Annotated in this window: 16 protein-coding genes and 1 pseudogene; 7 read left to right on the top strand and 10 right to left on the bottom strand. The window is 66.7% G+C overall.

Annotated elements, in window-relative coordinates; genetic code table 11:
- Positions 1-13: 13 nt before the first annotated feature.
- From ACLIJ1_RS07865 to ACLIJ1_RS07855, 3 genes are all read right to left on the bottom strand, one after another.
- A complete protein-coding gene (locus ACLIJ1_RS07865) occupies positions 14-1,117 on the bottom strand; it encodes a M14 family metallopeptidase (RefSeq protein WP_411364955.1) in 1,104 nt (367 codons plus the stop codon).
- A complete protein-coding gene (locus ACLIJ1_RS07860; protein WP_411364954.1) occupies positions 1,114-2,331 on the bottom strand; it encodes a M20 aminoacylase family protein in 1,218 nt (405 codons plus the stop codon). Before ACLIJ1_RS07860 ends, ACLIJ1_RS07865 begins: the two co-directional genes overlap by 4 nt.
- Before the next feature lie 107 nt (positions 2,332-2,438).
- A complete protein-coding gene (locus ACLIJ1_RS07855; RefSeq protein ID WP_411364953.1) occupies positions 2,439-3,578 on the bottom strand; it encodes an ABC transporter substrate-binding protein in 1,140 nt (379 codons plus the stop codon).
- Positions 3,579-3,702: 124 nt separating this feature from the next.
- On the opposite strand from ACLIJ1_RS07855, the gene ACLIJ1_RS07850 reads away from it, so the two are divergent.
- From ACLIJ1_RS07850 to ACLIJ1_RS07840, 3 genes are read left to right on the top strand one after another with little or no spacing between them, the layout of a single operon-like run.
- A complete protein-coding gene (locus ACLIJ1_RS07850) occupies positions 3,703-5,748 on the top strand; it encodes a molybdopterin-dependent oxidoreductase (protein ID WP_411364952.1) in 2,046 nt (681 codons plus the stop codon).
- The gene (locus tag ACLIJ1_RS07845) at positions 5,745-6,836 is read left to right on the top strand and encodes an aminopeptidase (RefSeq protein ID WP_411364951.1); all 1,092 of its coding nucleotides are present in this window, start codon (positions 5,745-5,747) and stop codon (positions 6,834-6,836) included. Before ACLIJ1_RS07850 ends, ACLIJ1_RS07845 begins: the two co-directional genes overlap by 4 nt.
- Positions 6,837-6,861: 25 nt before the next feature.
- Entirely contained in the window at positions 6,862-7,197 is a 336-nt protein-coding gene (locus ACLIJ1_RS07840) for a polyhydroxyalkanoic acid system family protein (protein WP_411364950.1), read from the top strand.
- Positions 7,198-7,229: 32 nt separating this feature from the next.
- Here the strand turns inward: ACLIJ1_RS07840 and ACLIJ1_RS07835 are convergent, their stop codons facing one another.
- Positions 7,230-7,484 carry an acyl-CoA-binding protein gene (locus ACLIJ1_RS07835; protein ID WP_411364949.1) on the bottom strand — a complete coding sequence of 85 codons (255 nt, stop codon included), beginning with the start codon at positions 7,482-7,484 and terminating at the stop codon, positions 7,230-7,232.
- Positions 7,485-7,625: 141 nt separating this feature from the next.
- On the opposite strand from ACLIJ1_RS07835, the gene ACLIJ1_RS07830 reads away from it, so the two are divergent.
- Complete coding sequence (locus tag ACLIJ1_RS07830) at positions 7,626-9,155, top strand: wax ester/triacylglycerol synthase family O-acyltransferase (RefSeq protein ID WP_411364948.1); 1,530 nt, start codon at positions 7,626-7,628, stop codon at positions 9,153-9,155.
- Between the two features lie 23 nt (positions 9,156-9,178).
- On the opposite strand, the gene ACLIJ1_RS07825 is transcribed toward ACLIJ1_RS07830, so the two are convergent.
- Positions 9,179-9,943, bottom strand: coding sequence for a type III pantothenate kinase (locus ACLIJ1_RS07825; protein ID WP_411364947.1), 765 nt, complete (start codon positions 9,941-9,943; stop codon positions 9,179-9,181).
- 73 nt (positions 9,944-10,016) lie between these two features.
- Positions 10,017-10,688: a LuxR C-terminal-related transcriptional regulator gene (locus tag ACLIJ1_RS07820; protein WP_411364946.1), complete on the bottom strand. Its 672-nt coding sequence runs from the start codon at positions 10,686-10,688 to the stop codon at positions 10,017-10,019.
- A 147-nt stretch (positions 10,689-10,835) separates the two neighbouring features.
- Between ACLIJ1_RS07820 and ACLIJ1_RS07815 the strand changes: the two genes are divergently transcribed.
- A complete protein-coding gene (locus ACLIJ1_RS07815) occupies positions 10,836-12,110 on the top strand; it encodes a sensor histidine kinase (protein ID WP_411364945.1) in 1,275 nt (424 codons plus the stop codon).
- A 2-nt stretch (positions 12,111-12,112) separates the two neighbouring features.
- On the top strand, positions 12,113-13,114 hold the full coding sequence (locus tag ACLIJ1_RS07810) for a response regulator (RefSeq protein WP_411364944.1): 1,002 nt from the start codon (positions 12,113-12,115) through the stop codon (positions 13,112-13,114).
- Here ACLIJ1_RS07810 and cqsA read toward each other — a convergent pair.
- The 4 genes and pseudogenes from cqsA to ACLIJ1_RS07790 form a co-directional block, all read right to left on the bottom strand.
- On the bottom strand, positions 13,087-14,331 hold the full coding sequence (cqsA, locus tag ACLIJ1_RS07805; protein ID WP_411364943.1) for an alpha-hydroxyketone-type quorum-sensing autoinducer synthase: 1,245 nt from the start codon (positions 14,329-14,331) through the stop codon (positions 13,087-13,089). The two genes, ACLIJ1_RS07810 and cqsA, sit on opposite strands and share 28 nt — an antisense overlap.
- A gap of 136 nt (positions 14,332-14,467) precedes the next feature.
- Positions 14,468-14,878 (bottom strand): rhodanese-like domain-containing protein, encoded by a 411-nt coding sequence (locus ACLIJ1_RS07800; RefSeq protein ID WP_411365729.1) that lies wholly within the window; start codon positions 14,876-14,878, stop codon positions 14,468-14,470.
- A 24-nt stretch (positions 14,879-14,902) separates the two neighbouring features.
- Positions 14,903-15,583 (bottom strand): annotated as a pseudogene (locus ACLIJ1_RS07795) (MBL fold metallo-hydrolase); the annotation flags it as partial.
- Positions 15,584-15,604: 21 nt separating this feature from the next.
- Positions 15,605-15,850, bottom strand: a complete 246-nt coding sequence (locus ACLIJ1_RS07790; RefSeq protein WP_411364942.1) for a metal-sensitive transcriptional regulator — start codon at positions 15,848-15,850, stop codon at positions 15,605-15,607.
- 169 nt (positions 15,851-16,019) lie between these two features.
- Here ACLIJ1_RS07790 and ACLIJ1_RS07785 point away from each other — a divergent pair, with 169 nt between their 5' ends.
- Positions 16,020-16,892 (top strand): PPK2 family polyphosphate kinase, encoded by an 873-nt coding sequence (locus ACLIJ1_RS07785; RefSeq protein ID WP_411364941.1) that lies wholly within the window; start codon positions 16,020-16,022, stop codon positions 16,890-16,892.
- Positions 16,893-16,928 lie beyond the last annotated feature (36 nt).

Here is a 16,928-nt window from a genome sequence, read left to right as displayed (position 1 = left end):
GCCCGCCCTGCCCTCAAGTGCTGCGGCGCAGGCCGTCAACCGCCTGAAACATGGCCTGCCGGGCCTGTGACACCACCTGGGCGCGCCAGTCGTCGGTGTCGACGTAGAACGCATCCTTGACCCGCTTGCGGATCACCGCCTGCAAACCGGCGGGTGCTTCCGGGTGCAGGCGCACCCAGTGATCGCCCCGCAATGCATTGAGCACATCCAGCAGCGGCAGCGTGCCGTATTCCAGTGCGATGCCGGTGTACGCGGCCTGCGGGCATTCCTCGTAGATCGCGGTCCACATCAGTCCGGTGAGGCGTGCCGAGGTGGAGCTGCCGTCGTAGATCGAAGTGACCGGTGTCTGCCCGTCGCCACCCCACCACGCGCGCGCCCGCTGCAGCGCCTGCTCGTCGTCGCGGCAGGCGAAGATGCGTTCGCCCAGCCCGCTCGGACCCAGGCCGGTGTGCAGGTCGATCCAGGCCAGGTGCCGGGCCTTCCCGCCATGTTGGCGCAGCACCTCGCGCAGGGTGCGGTGGCTCCAGGTCGGCGCCGTGCCGCCAAAGAACATGCCGTCCGGGTGGCTGTGCTGGCCCTGCGACACCGCGGTCTGGTACGCGCCCAGACCGTTGCGGCCAATGTAGTGTGCGATCACTGCTTCATTCTCCGCGCCGGGTGGCCAGGCCTGCGGCAGCAGGAAAGGGTGCAGCTCTTCATAAGGCTGGTTGGCGGCCAGCGGCTTGGTGAAATCCTGGAAGTTGCGGTTGAGGTCGACGTTGTCTTCGGTCACCCGGCGCAGGTGCGAGAAGCCGTGCGGGTTGAGCGCATGGATGTAGAGCACCGCCACGCCGGCCGCTTTCGCGTGGGCGCGCCAGTCGGCGTCGTGGGTCGCAAACACCTGGATGCCCGAGCCGCAGAACCCCTCGACGCCGTGGCAGGCGCTGCTGACGATCAGCAGCCGCTCGGCGTCCGGATCGCCATCGAGCGCCACGTCCATGGCCAGGGTCTCGCCGTCGCGCCCGGGCAGCGGGTGGTTGTGGCTGCGGATGGCCATGCCAGCCGCGGCCGCGCCTTCGAGGAATTGCACCCGCGCGCGGGCATACGACGGCGCGAACGCCAACTGGGGATTGATCATGGGGTCGCTTCCTTGCGCGGCCGGGACAGCCACTGTTCGGCCAGCCGCACCCAGTAGGTGGCGCCCAGCGGAATCAGGTCGTCGTTGAAGTCGTAGCTGGGGTTGTGCAGCGTGCAGGGGCCGCCGCCGTGACCCATCTCGCGGTGGTCGCCCTCGCCGTTGGCGATGAACACATAGCAGCCGGGCCGCGCCTGCAGCATGTAGGCAAAGTCTTCGGCGCCCATGGTCGGTTCCTGCGCCAGCACGCGCTCGGCGCCAACGATGCCGGCCAGCACCTCGCGGGCAAACGCCGATTCGGCGGGATGGTTGACGGTGGGCGGGTAGTTGCGGTGGAACTCGAACTCGCAGGTCGCACCGAAAGCCGCACAGGTGTGCTCGGCCACTTCCTGCATGCGCCGTTCGATCATGTCCAGCACCTCGAAGGTGAAGGTGCGCACCGTGCCCTGGATCTCGCAGCTGTCGGGCACCACGTTGGTGGCCTCGCCGGTGTGGATCATGGTCACGCTGATCACGCCAGCGTCGACCGGCTTCTTGTTGCGCGTGATGATGGTCTGGAAGGCCTGCACCATCTGGCAGGCCACGGGTACCGGGTCGATGCCGAAATGCGGCATCGCCGCATGCGCGCCTTTGCCACGGATCGTGATCAGGAACTCGTTGCTCGACGCCATCACCGGGCCGGCGCTGGCGGCGAAGGTGCCGACCGGCATGCCCGGCCAGTTGTGCATGCCGAACACCGCCTCGACCGGGAACTGCTCGAACAGGCCGTCCTTGATCATCTCGCGCGCACCGCCGCCGCCTTCTTCGGCCGGCTGGAAGATCAGGTAGACCGTGCCATCAAAGTTGCGGTGCTTCGCGAAATGCTGCGCTGCAGCCAGCAGCATCGCGGTGTGGCCGTCGTGGCCGCAGGCGTGCATCTTGCCGGCGTGGCGGCTGGTGTGTTCGAAGTGGTTGTGCTCCTGCATCGGCAGCGCGTCCATGTCGGCGCGCAGGCCGATGGCGCGGCCACTGGCGCCGCCATCGCGGCCATGCACGATGCCGACCACGCCGGTGGTGCCCATGCCGCGGTGCACCGGGATGCCCCACTCGGCCAGCTTGGCGGCGACGATGTCGGCCGTGCGCACCTCCTCAAAACAGAGTTCGGGGTGGGCGTGGATGTCGCGCCGCACGGCGGCGATGGACGCGGCCTGGGTGACGATGGAGTCGATCAGTTGCATGGGGCTCTTTCGGGTCTCGCTCGCAAATGACCATGGTAACCAAGCCACGACCTTCCGTCCGGTCCATCCGCAACACCCGGACCGGCGCCGGGGGTGTCTGCGCCCGGTCAGCGGCGCACTTTGCCGTCGGCCGTCAGCAGGGTCATCTCGACAAAGTGAGACCCCATGTGGCGATCCGGGCCGAAGTCGACGGGAAAGCCTCCGAGGTCAACGCCCTTCATCGATTCAACCGCCGCAATGAACGCCTCCCGGTTCGGCGTGCGACCCGCGCGGCGCAGGGCCTCGACGAAGACCTTGGCGGCCACGAAGCCCTCCATGCCGGAATAGTTGGGCGCGATGCCTTGCTGGTCCTTGTGCAGTGCAATGTATTCGCGCGACAGGTTGGTCGCCGCCGCGTAGGGGAACGGCATCACCTGGCTGACCACCACGCCCTTGGCCTGCGCACCGAGTTCCTCGAGCAGCGCCTGCGTGCCGACGAACGACACGTTGTAGAACGTTCCCGAGTAGCCCTTCTGCCGCGCCACGCGGATGAAGCTCGCACAGGCCTTGTAGGCGCCGATTTGCACAATGGCTTCGGGACGTGCCGCCAGGATGTCCGTCACCGCCTGGCCGACGTCGGTCGAGTTGCGCTCCACCGTCGCCGTCGCCACCGGTGCCAGCTCGCGCTCCTTGAGCGCCCGAACCACGCCCTCCAGACCCGACTTCCCGTAGGCGTCGTTCTGGTGGAACACCGCGATCTTGCGGATGCCGGTGGAAGCGGTCTGCCGCACGATGGCGGCCGTCTCGTCGAAGTACGAAGCCCGCACGTGAATCACATAGCGGTTGAACGGTTCGCGCAAGCCCTGCGCTCCGGACAGCGGGGCGAAGAACGGCACCTTGGCCTCCGTCGCGAGTGGTAGCGCGGCCAGGCCGGTGGCGGTGCCGACGTAGCCAAACAGCGCGAACACACCGTCTGCGATCAGTTGCCGGGTATTCGCCGCGCAGCGTTCGGGTTCGTAGCCATCGTCCAGGCGCCGGATCTCGATCTGGCGACCGTTCACACCACCCTTGGCATTGAGATCGTCGAAGTAGAGCTTGGCACCCAGGTGGTACTGCACCCCCAGTTGCTCGGCCGGCCCGCTGAACGGAGCCGATTGTCCGAGCACGATGCGGTTGTCTGCCTGCGCCAGAGCATCCGCATTCCAGCCCGACAGCGTGGTGGTGCCGAGCCAAGCGCCCAGCGATGAAAGAACCCGACGACGTTGCATCCAGAGACTCCTGATATGCTTTTTTTAGATCTCCGGTGTCACACTGCCCGTAACAGAACGTCACCGAAGGCACGCAGCCTACTACATAGGTTCCAACCTGCCTATACGCCATTCACCGCATTTCATGGCCGATCACACCAACGAATTCACGGTCCGTGGCGCCTGTCCGCACGACTGCCCCGATACCTGTGCCTTGCTGACCACGGTGGAGGACGGTCGCGCCATCCGCGTCGCGGGCAATCCGGCGCACCGCCACACCGACGGCGCGCTGTGCACCAAGGTCTCGCGCTACACCGAGCGCACCTACCACCCCGAACGGCTGCTGACGCCGATGCGCCGCAGCGGCCCCAAGGGCAGCGGCCAGTTCGAGCCGATCGGCTGGGACGAGGCACTCGACGAAATCGCGGCACGGCTGAAAGACATCGCCGCGCGCAACCCGCAGGCCATCGTGCCCTACAGCTACGCCGGCACCATGGGCCAGGTGCAGAGCGAAGGCATGGCCGCACGCTTCTTCCACCAGCTCGGCGCATCCTTCCTGGACCGCACCATCTGCGCGGCCGCCGGAGGTGAAGCGCTGGTGCAGACCCTGGGCGGCAAGCTGGGCATGAAGGTCGAGCACTTCGCCGAAGCGAAGCTGATCCTGATCTGGGGCAGCAACTCGATCGCCAGCAACCTGCACTTCTGGCGCCTGGCGCAGCAGGCCAAACGCGACGGCGCGCGCCTGGTCTGCATCGACCCGCGCCGCAGCGAAACCGCCGACAAGTGCCACGAACACATCGCCCTGCGCCCCGGTACCGACGCTGCACTGGCGCTGGCGCTGATGCACGAGCTGATCCAGAACGACTGGCTGGACCACGACTACATCGCCCGGCACACCCTGGGCTGGGACGCGTTGCGCGAACGCGCCCTCCTGTGGTCACCCGAACGTGCGGCCGAGATCTGCGGCGTGCCGGCGCAGCAGATCACCGATCTGGCACGCGCTTACGGCACGACCAAGCCCGCCGCAATCCGCCTGAACTACGGTATGCAACGGGTCAAGGGCGGCGGCAACGCGGTGCGCGCGGTCGCCTGCCTGCCGGCCCTGACCGGCGCCTGGCGCCACCGCGCGGGCGGCCTGCTGCTCTCGGCATCGGGGCATTTCCCGGTGGACCGCGCCACGCTGCACCGCCCCGACCTGCTCGCTGGAAAGACGCCGCGCACCATCAACATGGTCACCATCGGCGACGACCTGCTGCGCGAATCCTCACCCGACTTCGGCCCGAAGATCGAGGCACTGATCGTCTACAACAGCAACCCGGTCGCGGTCGCGCCCGAGTCGGCCAAGGTGGTGCAGGGCTTCGCGCGCGAGGACCTGTTCACCGTCGTGCTCGAACATTTCCAGACCGACACCGCCGACCACGCCGACATCCTGCTGCCCGCGACCACCCAGCTCGAACACTGGGACATCCACACCAGTTACGGCCACACCGATGTGCTGCTCAACCGCCCGGCCATCGCGCCGGTGGGCGAAGCCCGGCCCAACACCGAGGTGTTCCGCCAACTTGCCGAGCGCATGGGCTTCGACGATCCATGTTTCGCCGACAGCGATGAGACGCTGTGCCGCCAGGCGTTCGGCGACCAGGTGGATTTCCAGCAGTTGCTCGACCAGGGTTTCGCCACCCTGCCTGTGCCCGAGGCGCCGTTTGCCGACGGTGGCTTCCAGACGCCGTCGGGAAAATGCGAGTTCTTCAGCGCACGGCTGGCGGCGCAGGGTCTGGATGGCCTGCCCGACCACTTGCCCAACCACGAAGCGGCCGGCAGCGACCCGCGCCACCCGCTGGCCATGATCTCGCCGCCGGCGCGCAACTTCCTCAACTCCAGCTTCGTCAACGTCAAGAGCCTGCGCGACATCGAGGGCGAGCCGCTGCTGGAGATCAGCGCAGCGGACGCCGTCCCGCGCGGCATCGCCGACGGTGACGTGGTGCGCGTCTTCAACCAGCGCGGCAGCTACCGCTGCAAGGCCAGGGTCTCGCCCCGCGCCCGCGAAGGTGTGGTCAACGGCCTGGGCATCTGGTGGCGCAAGCTCGGCCTGGACGACACCAACGTCAACCAGCTGACCAGCCAGAAGCTGACCGACCTCGGTCGGGCGCCGGTGTTCTACGACTGTCTGGTGGATGTCGAGAAGGCATGATCCCCAAAGCGGCCATCCTGTCTGTCTTTGCTGCCTTGCTCTCGGGTTGCGCTGCGACCGACGCCGGCCCCGGCTACTACTGGCAGTCGGTCACCGGCCACCTGAAGCTGATGCAGGCGGCACGGCCGGTGCAGGAGTGGATCGACGATCCGGCGACCCCGCCCCCGCTCCAGGCCAGGCTGCAGCTCACCCAGCGCATCCGCAGCTTTGCGGTCTCCGAACTCGGCTTGCCCGACAACGCCAGCTACCGGCGCTACGCCGACCTGCACCGCAAGGCCGCGGTCTATAACGTGGTCGCGGCACCCGCGCTCTCGCTGGAACTGCACCGCTGGTGCTTCCCGGTGACTGGCTGTGTCGGCTACCGCGGGTACTTCGACGAAGCAGAAGCACGGGCCTTCGCCGGCACGCTGGGCAGCGACCTCGATGTGGCGGTCTACCCGGTGCCGGCGTATTCGACGCTGGGCTGGATGAACTGGGCCGGCGGTGACCCACTGCTCAACACCTTCATCGGCTACCCCGAAGGCGAGCTGGCGCGGCTGATCTTCCACGAGCTGGCGCATCAGGTGGTCTACGCCAACGGCGACACGCAGTTCAACGAATCGTTCGCGACCGCCGTCGAACGCATCGGCGGCGCGCGCTGGCTGGCACAGACCGATCCCGCCACGCAAAGCGCCTACGCCGAGTTCGATGGCCGCCGCCAGGCGTTCCGCGCCCTCACCCGCGACATCCGACAGCAGCTGCAGGCACTCTACGCGGATGATTCGGTGAACGAGGGGACCAAGCGCGAACGCAAGGACCAGATCCTTCGCAGCTTCCGCGAACGCTTCGAGACGCTGAAGCAACGCTGGAACGGCTACAAGGGTTACGACGCCTGGGTCGCGCAGGCCAACAACGCCAGCTTCGGCGCCCAGGCCGCCTACGACCAGTGGGTGCCGGCCTTCGAGGCACTGTTCGAACGCGAGGGGCGCGACTTCGGGCGCTTCTATGATGCGGTGCGGCGGCTGGCCGAACAGCCGGCCGGGCAGCGCCAGGCGGCCCTGCAGGCGCTGGCACCAACAGCGGCGACCGCCACCGACACCACCCCATAACCTTCACAGCCACACAGGACCGACCATGGCCAACATCCACATCCGGCGAGATCACCAACTGGGCCTGGACGGCGCGCGCAAGGTGGCCTGGAAATGGGCCGAGCACGCCGAGTCTGAGTTCGACATGCAGTGCGCCTACGAAGAAGGCGACGACACCGACGTGGTGCACTTCAACCGCACCGGCGCCAAAGGCACACTGCGCGTCGCGGCCGACCACTTCGATCTCGACGCCCAGCTGGGCTTCCTGTTGGGCGCTTTCAAGGACCGCATCGAAAGCGAGATCGTCAAGAACCTCGACGAACTGCTGGAGAAAAAGAAAAAGCCGGCGACCAAGTCGGCCACCGGCTCGAAGAAGAAATAAGCAGCAACCCGCGCAGCGGCGGAGCGTGGGGGTCAGCTCAGCGACGAGATCAGGTCGATGTACTGCTGCTGGGCCTCGTCCTGTGACGTGCCCTTCAGGCCGTTCCAGGCATCCCACTTGGCACGGCCGACCATGTCGCCGAAGCCGGGCTTCTTCTCGGTGTTGTCGCCCACGGTTCCCTGCTTGTACAGGCCGTAGATCTTGAGCAGGGTGGCGTTGTCCGGACGCTCGCTGAGGTTCTTGGACTGTGCGACGGCGGCGTCGAAGCGGGACTTGAGATCGGACATGGGCAGGCTCCGTGTTGAAAGGTTTCCAGCCCGGCCGGGCTAGGGGTGGCCCGGTATCTTACGGTCGCGTCTGGCGTCAGAATAGACGCTGGCACCCAATCAACACACGCCCGCCCGGCCACCGGTGAGGCAGGAGACAGCATGGTCACGCGCATCCCCAAGGCTTCGCAAAACGATGGTCGGAGTGACACGGGCAGGACGGCAGCGCAGGCCCTGGCCGGCGCCCTTGGCCTGGAAGGCGAACGCATGAGCAAGGTCGACACGGCCTGGCTGCGCATGGATTCGTCAGTCAACCTGATGATGATCGTGGGTGTCTGGATCCTGCGCCCCGGCATCACGCGCGAGGCGCTGGCGCAGCGGGTGCAGGAGAAGCTGTTGCCCTACCGGCGCTTCCTGCAGTCTCCGCGCCAGGACGCCACCGGCGCCCACTGGGCCGAAGACACCGACTTTCTGCTCGACCGCCACGTGGTCAGCCACCGGCTGGAGCGCCGCAAAGGACAAAGCGAACGCGCCGCCCTGCAGGCGCGCGCCGGCGCGCTGGCGATGGAACCGTTGGACCCGGCGCATCCGCTGTGGCAGTTCGAACTGATCGAAGACTACGAGGGAGGATCGGCACTGATCGCCCGCATCCACCACTGCATCGCCGACGGCATCGCGCTCATCGGCGTGATGATGAGCCTGGTCGACGGCGGCAGCGAGCCGCCCAAGCGCAAGGCCAAGCCCCACCGCGCCGGGCTGGAGGCGGCCGAGGATTGGGTGGCCGACACCCTGATCCGCCCGTTCGGCGACATCGCAGCCCGGGCGCTGGACGCTGCCGGTGGCGGCGCCGCGAAATCGCTGGCGATGCTGGCGTCGCCCCAGCAAGGCCTGGGTGAATCGCTCGGCCAGGCAATGGAAGTCGCGCGGCTGGGCGGCCAGCTCGCCAGCGACCTTGCTGCGCTCGCCCTCATGCCCGACGACTCGCCGACCCGACTCAAGGGTCAACCGGTGGGCCACAAACACGTGGCCTGGTGCGAGCCGATTCCGCTGGACGAGGTCAAGGCCATTGGCAAGGCACTGAACTGTTCGGTCAACGACGTGCTGCTCAGCTGCGTGGCCGGCGCCATCGCCAGCTACCTGCGCCGCCATGGTGAGGACCCGGCGGGCAAGGAGATCCGCGCCATGGTGCCGATCAACTTGCGGCCCATGGAGGAGGCCTGGAAGCTGGGCAACCGCTTCGGCCTGATTCCGCTGGTGCTGCCGATCGGCATCGACAATCCGATCGAGCGCGTGTACGTGGTGCGCACGCGCATGAGCGCGCTCAAGGGCAGCCTGCAACCGCTGCTGACCTTTGGTCTGCTGTCGGTCGCTGGCCTGCTGGTCAAGCCGGCGCAGGACGCGATGCTCAGCCTGTTTGGCCGCAAGACCACGGCCGTGATGACCAACGTGCCAGGGCCCAGCGAGAAGCTGAAGTTCTGCGGCGCAACGCTGGAACAGACCATGTTCTGGGTGCCGCAGACCGGCACCGTCGGCCTGGGCGTGTCGATCCTGAGCTACGGCGGCGGCGTGCAGTTCGGCGTCATCGCCGACAGCGCGCTCTGCCCCGACCCGCAGCAGATCATCGATGCGTTCGAGCCTGAGTTTGCTCAGTTGCTGGCGGTCACCCTCATGCTTCCGTGGGGAGACGTGTAGCCCGCCCTAAAGGGCGCGGGAGGCTATCCAAATCGCTGGTGGGCGATTTCCAGCAGGCCGTCAAAGATCAGGCTGTCCACCAGTTCGCAGGGCGAAGACATGCTCGGTGCCATCTTCCAGCCCGCGCCGCCGGTCATGTAGACCACCGGCGTCTCGCCGCAGTGCTTCTGCAGGTTTTCCACCATGCGCTGGACGGCGCCGGCGATCGCGAAGGTGCCGCCGCTGGTGAGCGCGTCGCTGGTGTTGGTGGGGAAGTCGCGGACCTCGCCGGTTGGCACATGCAGGCCGGCCGTGCCCGATTCCAGCGCGCGCAGCATGATCCCGTGACCCGGCAGGATGATGCCGCCGAGGAAGCGGCCCTCGGCGTCGATGGCTTCCACCGTCACCGCCGTCCCGACCATGACCACGATGCAGGGCCGCGCCTGGCCCTGTTGCATCAGCCGCTGCCGCGCGCCGATCATCGCCACCCATCGGTCGGAACCCAGCCGCGCCGGATGGTCATAGCCGTTGGTCAGGCCGGCCTCGGCGGCGCTGGACACCACCCACTGCGGGGTCACGTCCCACTGCTCGAGCTGCTCCTCGACCCGGCGCTTGACCGCGTTGCCGGCGACGATGCAGCCCAGGATCCAGCGCGGAGACGCCAGCGCGCTCCAGTCACCTTCGGCGAGCTTCTCGATGTTTTCCAGGAACTGGGCGCCGTGCGCGAGCGGCTGGCCACCCACCCGCGGCGCGTCGTACAGCGCCCACTTCAATCGCGTATTGCCTACGTCCAGCGCCAGAAGGGTCATGGGTGAATTATGAACAAGCGGCCCGGGCGTTCTTGCCGCATCGCAGCATTGCGACACGACCTGGCCCGAAGCATCAGATCAGACCCAGCCAGCAGGCCCGCTGTACCGCCGAGAGTTTGTTGTCGGTCTGCAGCTTGGCCATGGCGTTGGCCAGGTGGTAGTTGACCGTGCGTTCCGAGCAGTCCATGCGCTGCGCGGACTCGCGCGCCGTCAGTCCTTCGAAGGCGAAGTTCAGGCTTTCGTATTCGCGGGGACTGAGGGTCACGCGCTGCTCGGCAATGGCCCGGCGCAATGTCGGCCAGATGTTGTAGGCCGACCAGGCCAGCGCCGCGGCTTCAGAGCGGTCCGCAAACGCCCGGGGGCTGAACATGAAGCATTCGAAGGCTCGGCCGGCGGGCAGGCTGAAAGCCACCCGCACAAGCGTCTGGAACCCGTGCGCCAGCCAGAGACGGCGCCAGCGCTCGGCCGTTTCAGCGTACGCTGCCTTGGTGATGTCCTGCCATGCCACCAGAGGCGCATCGCTGTCGCGCCAGCTGGCCCCGAAGTCCCGGCTCGCGGCCAGCGCCTCGGCCGCATTCAGCATGCGCGGCGGGTGCACCGCCAGCACCTGGCGCTCGTCGCGACCGCCGGTCGGGTTGGGCCCCAGCACCATGACGGCCTCCACGGCCGAGTCACGCAGGGCCCGCACCCAATCGGCCAGAATCGCGTCGACCCCGACGCTGTCGAAGTTGACAGGCAGGGTCATGGTGCGTTGCGTCGCCAAACGGTGACAATCGCCATGCGCGTCCGGTGGCTGCCGACGGGCAGGTTCGGACTTGGCTGGAAGGAATACATGTTGCCGTGGGACCGGTTCAGGGTTCACAACGCCAGGCTCAGGCTCTGGCGCTGGGTGATGGACGAAATCGTCCATGCACCGCTGGAGCCTATTTTGCACCCTTCGACCACGCGCCTCCAATGGCTGGGCGTGTTCACCGTTGGCGGCCATTTCCTGTTCGGCTGGATCTGGGGGTACGCCCTGCCCCAACCGTATGACGTGTTCTGGGTGCGCATCCTGCTGGCCCTGTCCGGTCTGCTGCTGTTGCTGCCGCGGGTCAACCGGGACCTGACCTCCCGAACCAGCGTCTGGGTGTTCGGCATCGTCTTCTGGCTGCAGCTGCCGCTGTTCTTCGGCTGGATGTTCCTGATGAACGAAGGCAACAAGGCCTGGCTGGCCAGCCTGTGCTGCATGATCCTGATTTACTTCCACATCACCGACTGGCGCCTGGCGTCGCTGGGGACAGCGACCGGGTTTCTGGTGGCGAGCTTGCTGTTCTGGTGGACCCGCAGCGACCAGGCGTGGGTCGGCTTCGACCTGCTGAACCTCACGCTGATGTCGTTCTCGCTGGTGATGAGCCTGATGCTCGGCATGTCGGGCGCCAACTTGCGCCGGGCGCGGCTGATGCACACCTTGAGCACCATGGGGGTGATGGCGCACGAACTGCGCACGCCGCTGGCGACGGTGAACCTCGTCGGCGACGCCCTGCGCGGGCTGGCGCAGCCGGACCTGCCGGTGCCCAAACGCATGAAGCTCGAGGAGCTGGCGCAGAAGCTGCAGACGCTGGTGCGAAGCATGAACCGGCAGATCGACACGCAGATCTCGAACGCGCAGCTGCTGCGCCTGCCCAAGCCGAGCACCGTCCTGTCGGCCTTCGAGATCGCCCAGGAAGTGGTGGCCCAGTACCCGTTCCGCACGGGCAAGGAGCGAGGATGCGTCGATCTGGTGCTGGCGCAGGACTTTGCATTTCTGGGCTCTCAGGCCCAGTTTTCCCGTGTGCTGGACAATCTGATCAAGAACGCGCTGCATGCGCTGGCCGCGACGGACCGGCCCTTGCAGGCCGGTGATCTGCGCATTGCGGTGCATCTGGTCGACGGCTACGGTCTGATTTCGGTCGCGGACAAGGGCACTGGGGTGCCGTTGCAGAAACAGCAACGCATCTTCGAACCCTTCTATTCGCTGCAGAGCACCGTGGGCAATGGCCTGGGACTGACTTTCTGCAAGAACGTCGTGGAAGCGTCCGAAGGGAAGCTGTCCTTGCAGTCCGTTCCGGGTCAGGGAGCCACGTTCACGATCACCCTGCCTGTGTGGGACGCGTCTACGCCGTTCGTCCCCCCATCGAGTTCCCTATAGCCATGGCTTTCAAGTTCCCCCTGTATCGCCGTTCAGGCAGCCTGATCTTCCTTGACGACGACGTCGACTATCTGGAGATGCTGGGCATGGTCGTTCCGGCGACGCTGCAGGTCGAGCTGTTCTCGCGGCCGTCGGCCTTCCTGGCCCGGATGGACGAAGAACCGGCACGCTGGGAAGCAGACGCCGGCCTGCAGCTGCAACTGATCGACCGCTGGCGGCTGGGGCATCCGCTGCTCCCGCAGGTGCTGCGCTACTGGGGTTCGAACCCGGCGCGCTACCAGCTGGCGCAGACCTGCGTGGTCGACTTTGCGATGCCGGGCATCGACGGCCTCAAGGTGCTGGAAACCCTGCTCGACTGGCCTGGCTCGCGCATCCTGCTGACCGGCCAGGCCGATGAACTGCTCGCGATCAAGGCCTTCAACAAGGGACTGATTGACCAATTCATTCCCAAGCAGACGGCCGACATTGCCGGCCGCCTCCTGACCACCATCGTCAAGCTCGCGGAAACGGCGCACCCGCGCCTCAACACCGTCTGGCGAACCGCGCTGCAATCCCAGCACCAGGCCATGTTGGAGGCGCCGTCGGTGGCGGCGACGCTGCACGCCATGGTGCAGGAACAATGGATCGAATACGTGGTGCTGGGCGAGCCGTTCGGTCTGCTGGGCCTGACCGCGGACGGCCAGTGCGACTGGCTGCAGCTCGAACCCACCGCCGGTCTCAGGGACGTGGGGGATCTGGCCCGCTCGGCCGGGCTCGGCTTCGATGCGGTGCGCTGTATCCAGGAAGGCGCGCTGCTGCCGGCCGTGGAGCTGCACCAGCAGCTGGGTCTGAGCGGGCCGATCCGCACCGAAAAGGCCTTCGCCATTGGCGACGAAGGCCTGCTGATCGGCGCCCAGTTCCGCCTCGGCGAGGCCGACCTGCCCCAGGCGATCTATCCCTACCGCCATTTCCTGGACATGCAGGGACTTCGCACGATTCAGGACACCTGGGTGCCCACGCGCTGACGGCGCGCGGCTGCCCATTCCCAAGGCTTCACACGCTGCGCGACCTCACGCGCGGCCGCCTCGACGTGGTCCAGTTCGGCATCGGTCAATGCCGAGTGCAGCGTCATGCGCGCCAGCGAGCGGTTGCGGCTGGTGGCAGGTGCGCCGAAGAAGGCCGTGTGCACGCCCAGGGCATCGAGCTCGTCGCGCACGCGGATGGTGTCCGGCTCGGGGCCAGCTTCCAGCGCAATGATCTGTTCGGTGCCCTGTGCGATCGGGTAGCCCATGTCGGTCAGCGAGGCTCGGATGCGGCCCGTCACCCTCCGCAGGTTTTCCCGTGCCGGGTCGGCCTGCTGCAGCACATCGACCGTGGCCGCGAGCGCGACCGCCTCGTGCGGCAGCACGCAGGAGCTGAAGATGTTGGGGAAGCTGGAGGTGAGGATGTGGTACCTGAGCCGGGCTGGCGCCGTGAAGAAGCCGGCCCGTCCCGCCATCGCCTTGGCCAGGCTGGCCGAGAGGAAATGCACGCGGTCTGTGACCCCCAGCTGGGCACACAGGCCTGCACCCGAAGGTCCGTGGGTTCCCAGCGAATGCGATTCATCGACCAGGATCATCGAGCCGTGGCGTTCGACGACTTCCAGGATGTCGACCAGCGGGCACACGGCACCAGTCGTGCTGTACACCGAATCGACCACCACCAGCCCGGGGCCGGTGCGCGACATCAGCTTGTCCAGGTGCTGCGGGTCGTTGTGCCGGAAGGCGTGGGCGGGTGCCCGTGCCGCGTGGGCGCCTTCCCAAAGCGAAGCATGGGCCTGACCGTCGATGTAGACCGGCGTGTCCGGATTGGCCACCGACTGGATCAGGCCAACATTGGCAGCATAACCCGATTGACATACAAATCCGTCGTCTTTGCCCACCCAATGAGCCAATTTCAATTCAAGATTGCGGGTTGGATGTTCGTCGTGCATAAACACGCCCGATTGCACGGCGAAATTGCCGCAATGGGTCAGTGCCTGCACTTGCGCGCGAACAATGTCCGGATGACCTGAAACGGCCAAATAGTCATTGCCATCGAGTCGCACTGAATTGGGGCCGGGCCGCGCGCCCTGGACAGCAAACCGTCCCTGCCAGAGATCGTTCCATCGCGGCAGGAAATCCTGCCGGATGCGGGCCTCCAGGGCTGGAGTCAGGCTGGGGAAACGGGGCGGTGCATTGCGGGTGTTTTCCAGTAATTCCATGGGGTTCTCCGGTGAATGGAAGAACCCATTGAAGAAACCCCGATGCCAACTGGCTCACACTCCCTGTCAGTATTCGCAGGGGTTATGAAGCTTTCTTCTCAAGTTTGGACAAATTGATCCGATAAGCGGCGCTTTTTCAATTCTGGCGCCATGGCAGGCCGTGCAATCGCCAGCCGCCTTTTTTTCCCCGCTGGCCTTGGGCATCGGGATCGCCTTCAAAACCTTCGAGGATGTTGTAGGCCTCGATGCCCAACTCGGTCGCCCGTTTGGCCGCGGCCACCGAACGCACCCCGCTGCGGCACAGCATCACGAGCTTGCGGCCACCCTCGGCCGCCGCGCGCACCGCGTCGTCGAATTGCGCATTCATCGCCATGCCCGGCCACTGCTTCCAGGCCACCGGAACCGCACCCGGCACAAAGCCAACCCATTCGCGTTCGGCGTCGGTGCGCACGTCCACCATCACCGCTTCACCCGCCTCCACCCAGCGCCACGCCAGCTGGGGCGACACGTCGCCCGCATAGCCACCCTGTCCCGCGCGCGGCGCCATGAGCAGGACACCGTCGACGTCGTGCCGCAGGCCGGAGCTCAGGTTGGCCGGCACGGCTTCGTCGATGCGGCGAGGCCTGGGCAGATTGAGTCCGTCCATGATCGCGACGAACTCGGCTTCGGACTTGCCGGCCACCCGCGGATTGCTGGCTTTTTCATGTCCGATGGTCGACGAAGTGCGACCCTGGTAGTCGTGTCCGGGCCACACCACGGTGTCATCGGGCAGCGCAAACAGCACCTGGGTCAGGCTGCGGTAGAGGTCGGGGGCGCTGCCCGACTGGAAATCGGTGCGGCCGCAGCCGCCGATCAGCAGCGCGTCGCCGGTGAACACGTGCCCGCGCCAGAGGTAGCTCATGCTGCCAGCGGTGTGACCCGGGGTGTGCAGGCCGCGCAGGCTCTCGCCGCCGAACGCCAGTTCGTCGCCGTCCTGCAACTGGCGGCCGGCGGTGCCGATGCCGCAGCCGGCCGGTGCCGCCGTTTTCGCGCCCGCCAGTTCGGCCAGCTTGCCGGCGCTGGTGATGTGGTCGGCGTGGGCGTGGGTCTCGATCGTCCACACCAGCCGCAGCCCGTATTCGCGCAGCGCCGCCAGATCGCGCTCGATCTGCTCCTCGACCGGATCGATGATCACGGCCTCGCGCGTGGTCTGGTCGAACAACACGTAGGTGTAGGTGCTGGAGGCGGGATCGAACAGCTGGATCGGTTTCATCGGGTTCCTCGGCGCGTGGGGTCAGGAGAATCGCGCGAGCATATCCGCGACGTCGTCCGGTGGCACGTCGCCCTGGGCGATGACGCAGCCGACCATGGCGAAAAACGTCTTGTCCAGCGCCTTGCGCGCAGCAGCCATCTGCTGCGCCACCTTTTCGCAGTCGGCGTCGTTCTCCAGCAGCTTCTGGATGCCGCGCAACTGCCCTTCGACACGTTTGAGGCGAAGCACCAGCGCCCGCTGGCGCTGAGGGTCGTGAACGGTGGTCATGAAGACTCCTCGGTCGTGGTTCCGGGGCAGGCAACCCATACCCCGGCAGGTATTGTAGGCAGACCGGAGCACCACGGCAGACAGGAAACCCGTTATCATTGACGTTTACGTAAACGTCAATCTGCGCCCGCCGTGGCAGGATGGACGCGCCACCGTCCGGAGACACGCCATGCCCCGATCGTCCGACGCCCGTTTGCCGTTTCCAGAAGCCGCGCTGCCGTCGGCACGCGATCGCCGTGCCCGCGGCTGGGTGCTCGCCCCGTCAGACCCGGTGACGCTGGCCAAGCTCGACCCCGGCGCCAAGCCATGGTCCGCCGGCAGCAAGGCCGAAGACCAGGCCCAGGTGCTGGCACTCGCACAGGAAATCGACGCGCTGCAGAACCTGTTCTACGCCGACGGCCGCTACAAGCTGCTGGTGCTGCTGCAGGGCACCGACACCTCCGGCAAGGACGGCACCGTCCGCGGCGTGTTCGGCCAGACCAGCCCGCTGGGTGTGCAGACCGTGGGCTGGAAGGCGCCGACCGAACCGGAACGCGCGCACGACTATCTCTGGCGCATCCACCAGCAGGTGCCGGCCGCGGGCCACATCACGGTCTTCAACCGCAGCCATTACGAAGACGTGCTGGTGCCGACGGTCAACCACTGGATCACCGCCGAGCAGACCCGACAGCGTTTCGCCCACATCAACGACTTCGAGCGCCTGCTGACCGAAACCGGCACCGTGATCCTGAAGTTCATGCTGCACATCAGCTTCGACGAGCAGCGCGAGCGCCTGCAGGAGCGGGTGGACGACGTGACCAAGCACTGGAAGTTCAGCCTCGGCGACCTGGAGGTCCGCAAGCAGTGGGCCGACTACCAGAAGGCCTACGAGAACCTGCTTGAAGCCACCAGCACACCGTGGGCGCCTTGGACCGTGGTGCCCGCCAATTCCAAGACGCACCGCAACCTGATGATCGCCACCGTGGTGCGCGACACGCTCAAGGCGCTGGACCTGCGCTTCCCGCCGCCGGACCCCGCGCTCCAGGGCCTGCGCATCGAATGACTCCCGCTTCCGACAAGAACCACCCAGAGACAAGAC

Source organism: Hydrogenophaga sp. RWCD_12 (assembly GCF_046604225.1).
GTDB lineage: Bacteria > Pseudomonadota > Gammaproteobacteria > Burkholderiales > Burkholderiaceae_C > Hydrogenophaga.
This window is presented reverse-complemented; position numbering and strand designations above follow the sequence as displayed.

Excerpts from the sequence above, each read along its gene's own strand:
- ACLIJ1_RS07785 (WP_411364941.1), top strand. The coding sequence starts at position 16,020 with ATGCCCCGATCGTCCGACGCCCGTTTGCCGTTTCCAGAAGCCGCGCTG.
- ACLIJ1_RS07845 (WP_411364951.1), top strand. The coding sequence starts at position 5,745 with ATGATCCCCAAAGCGGCCATCCTGTCTGTCTTTGCTGCCTTGCTCTCG.
- ACLIJ1_RS07825 (WP_411364947.1), bottom strand. The coding sequence starts at position 9,943 with ATGACCCTTCTGGCGCTGGACGTAGGCAATACGCGATTGAAGTGGGCG.
- ACLIJ1_RS07830 (WP_411364948.1), top strand. The coding sequence starts at position 7,626 with ATGGTCACGCGCATCCCCAAGGCTTCGCAAAACGATGGTCGGAGTGAC.
- ACLIJ1_RS07815 (WP_411364945.1), top strand. The coding sequence starts at position 10,836 with ATGGACGAAATCGTCCATGCACCGCTGGAGCCTATTTTGCACCCTTCG.
- ACLIJ1_RS07840 (WP_411364950.1), top strand. The coding sequence starts at position 6,862 with ATGGCCAACATCCACATCCGGCGAGATCACCAACTGGGCCTGGACGGC.
- cqsA (WP_411364943.1), bottom strand. The coding sequence starts at position 14,331 with ATGGAATTACTGGAAAACACCCGCAATGCACCGCCCCGTTTCCCCAGC.
- ACLIJ1_RS07855 (WP_411364953.1), bottom strand. The coding sequence starts at position 3,578 with ATGCAACGTCGTCGGGTTCTTTCATCGCTGGGCGCTTGGCTCGGCACC.
- ACLIJ1_RS07865 (WP_411364955.1), bottom strand. The coding sequence starts at position 1,117 with ATGATCAATCCCCAGTTGGCGTTCGCGCCGTCGTATGCCCGCGCGCGG.
- ACLIJ1_RS07835 (WP_411364949.1), bottom strand. The coding sequence starts at position 7,484 with ATGTCCGATCTCAAGTCCCGCTTCGACGCCGCCGTCGCACAGTCCAAG.
- ACLIJ1_RS07820 (WP_411364946.1), bottom strand. The coding sequence starts at position 10,688 with ATGACCCTGCCTGTCAACTTCGACAGCGTCGGGGTCGACGCGATTCTG.
- ACLIJ1_RS07850 (WP_411364952.1), top strand. The coding sequence starts at position 3,703 with ATGGCCGATCACACCAACGAATTCACGGTCCGTGGCGCCTGTCCGCAC.
- ACLIJ1_RS07860 (WP_411364954.1), bottom strand. The coding sequence starts at position 2,331 with ATGCAACTGATCGACTCCATCGTCACCCAGGCCGCGTCCATCGCCGCC.
- ACLIJ1_RS07810 (WP_411364944.1), top strand. The coding sequence starts at position 12,113 with ATGGCTTTCAAGTTCCCCCTGTATCGCCGTTCAGGCAGCCTGATCTTC.
- ACLIJ1_RS07800 (WP_411365729.1), bottom strand. The coding sequence starts at position 14,878 with ATGGCGCCGCGCGCGGGACAGGGTGGCTATGCGGGCGACGTGTCGCCC.
- ACLIJ1_RS07790 (WP_411364942.1), bottom strand. The coding sequence starts at position 15,850 with ATGACCACCGTTCACGACCCTCAGCGCCAGCGGGCGCTGGTGCTTCGC.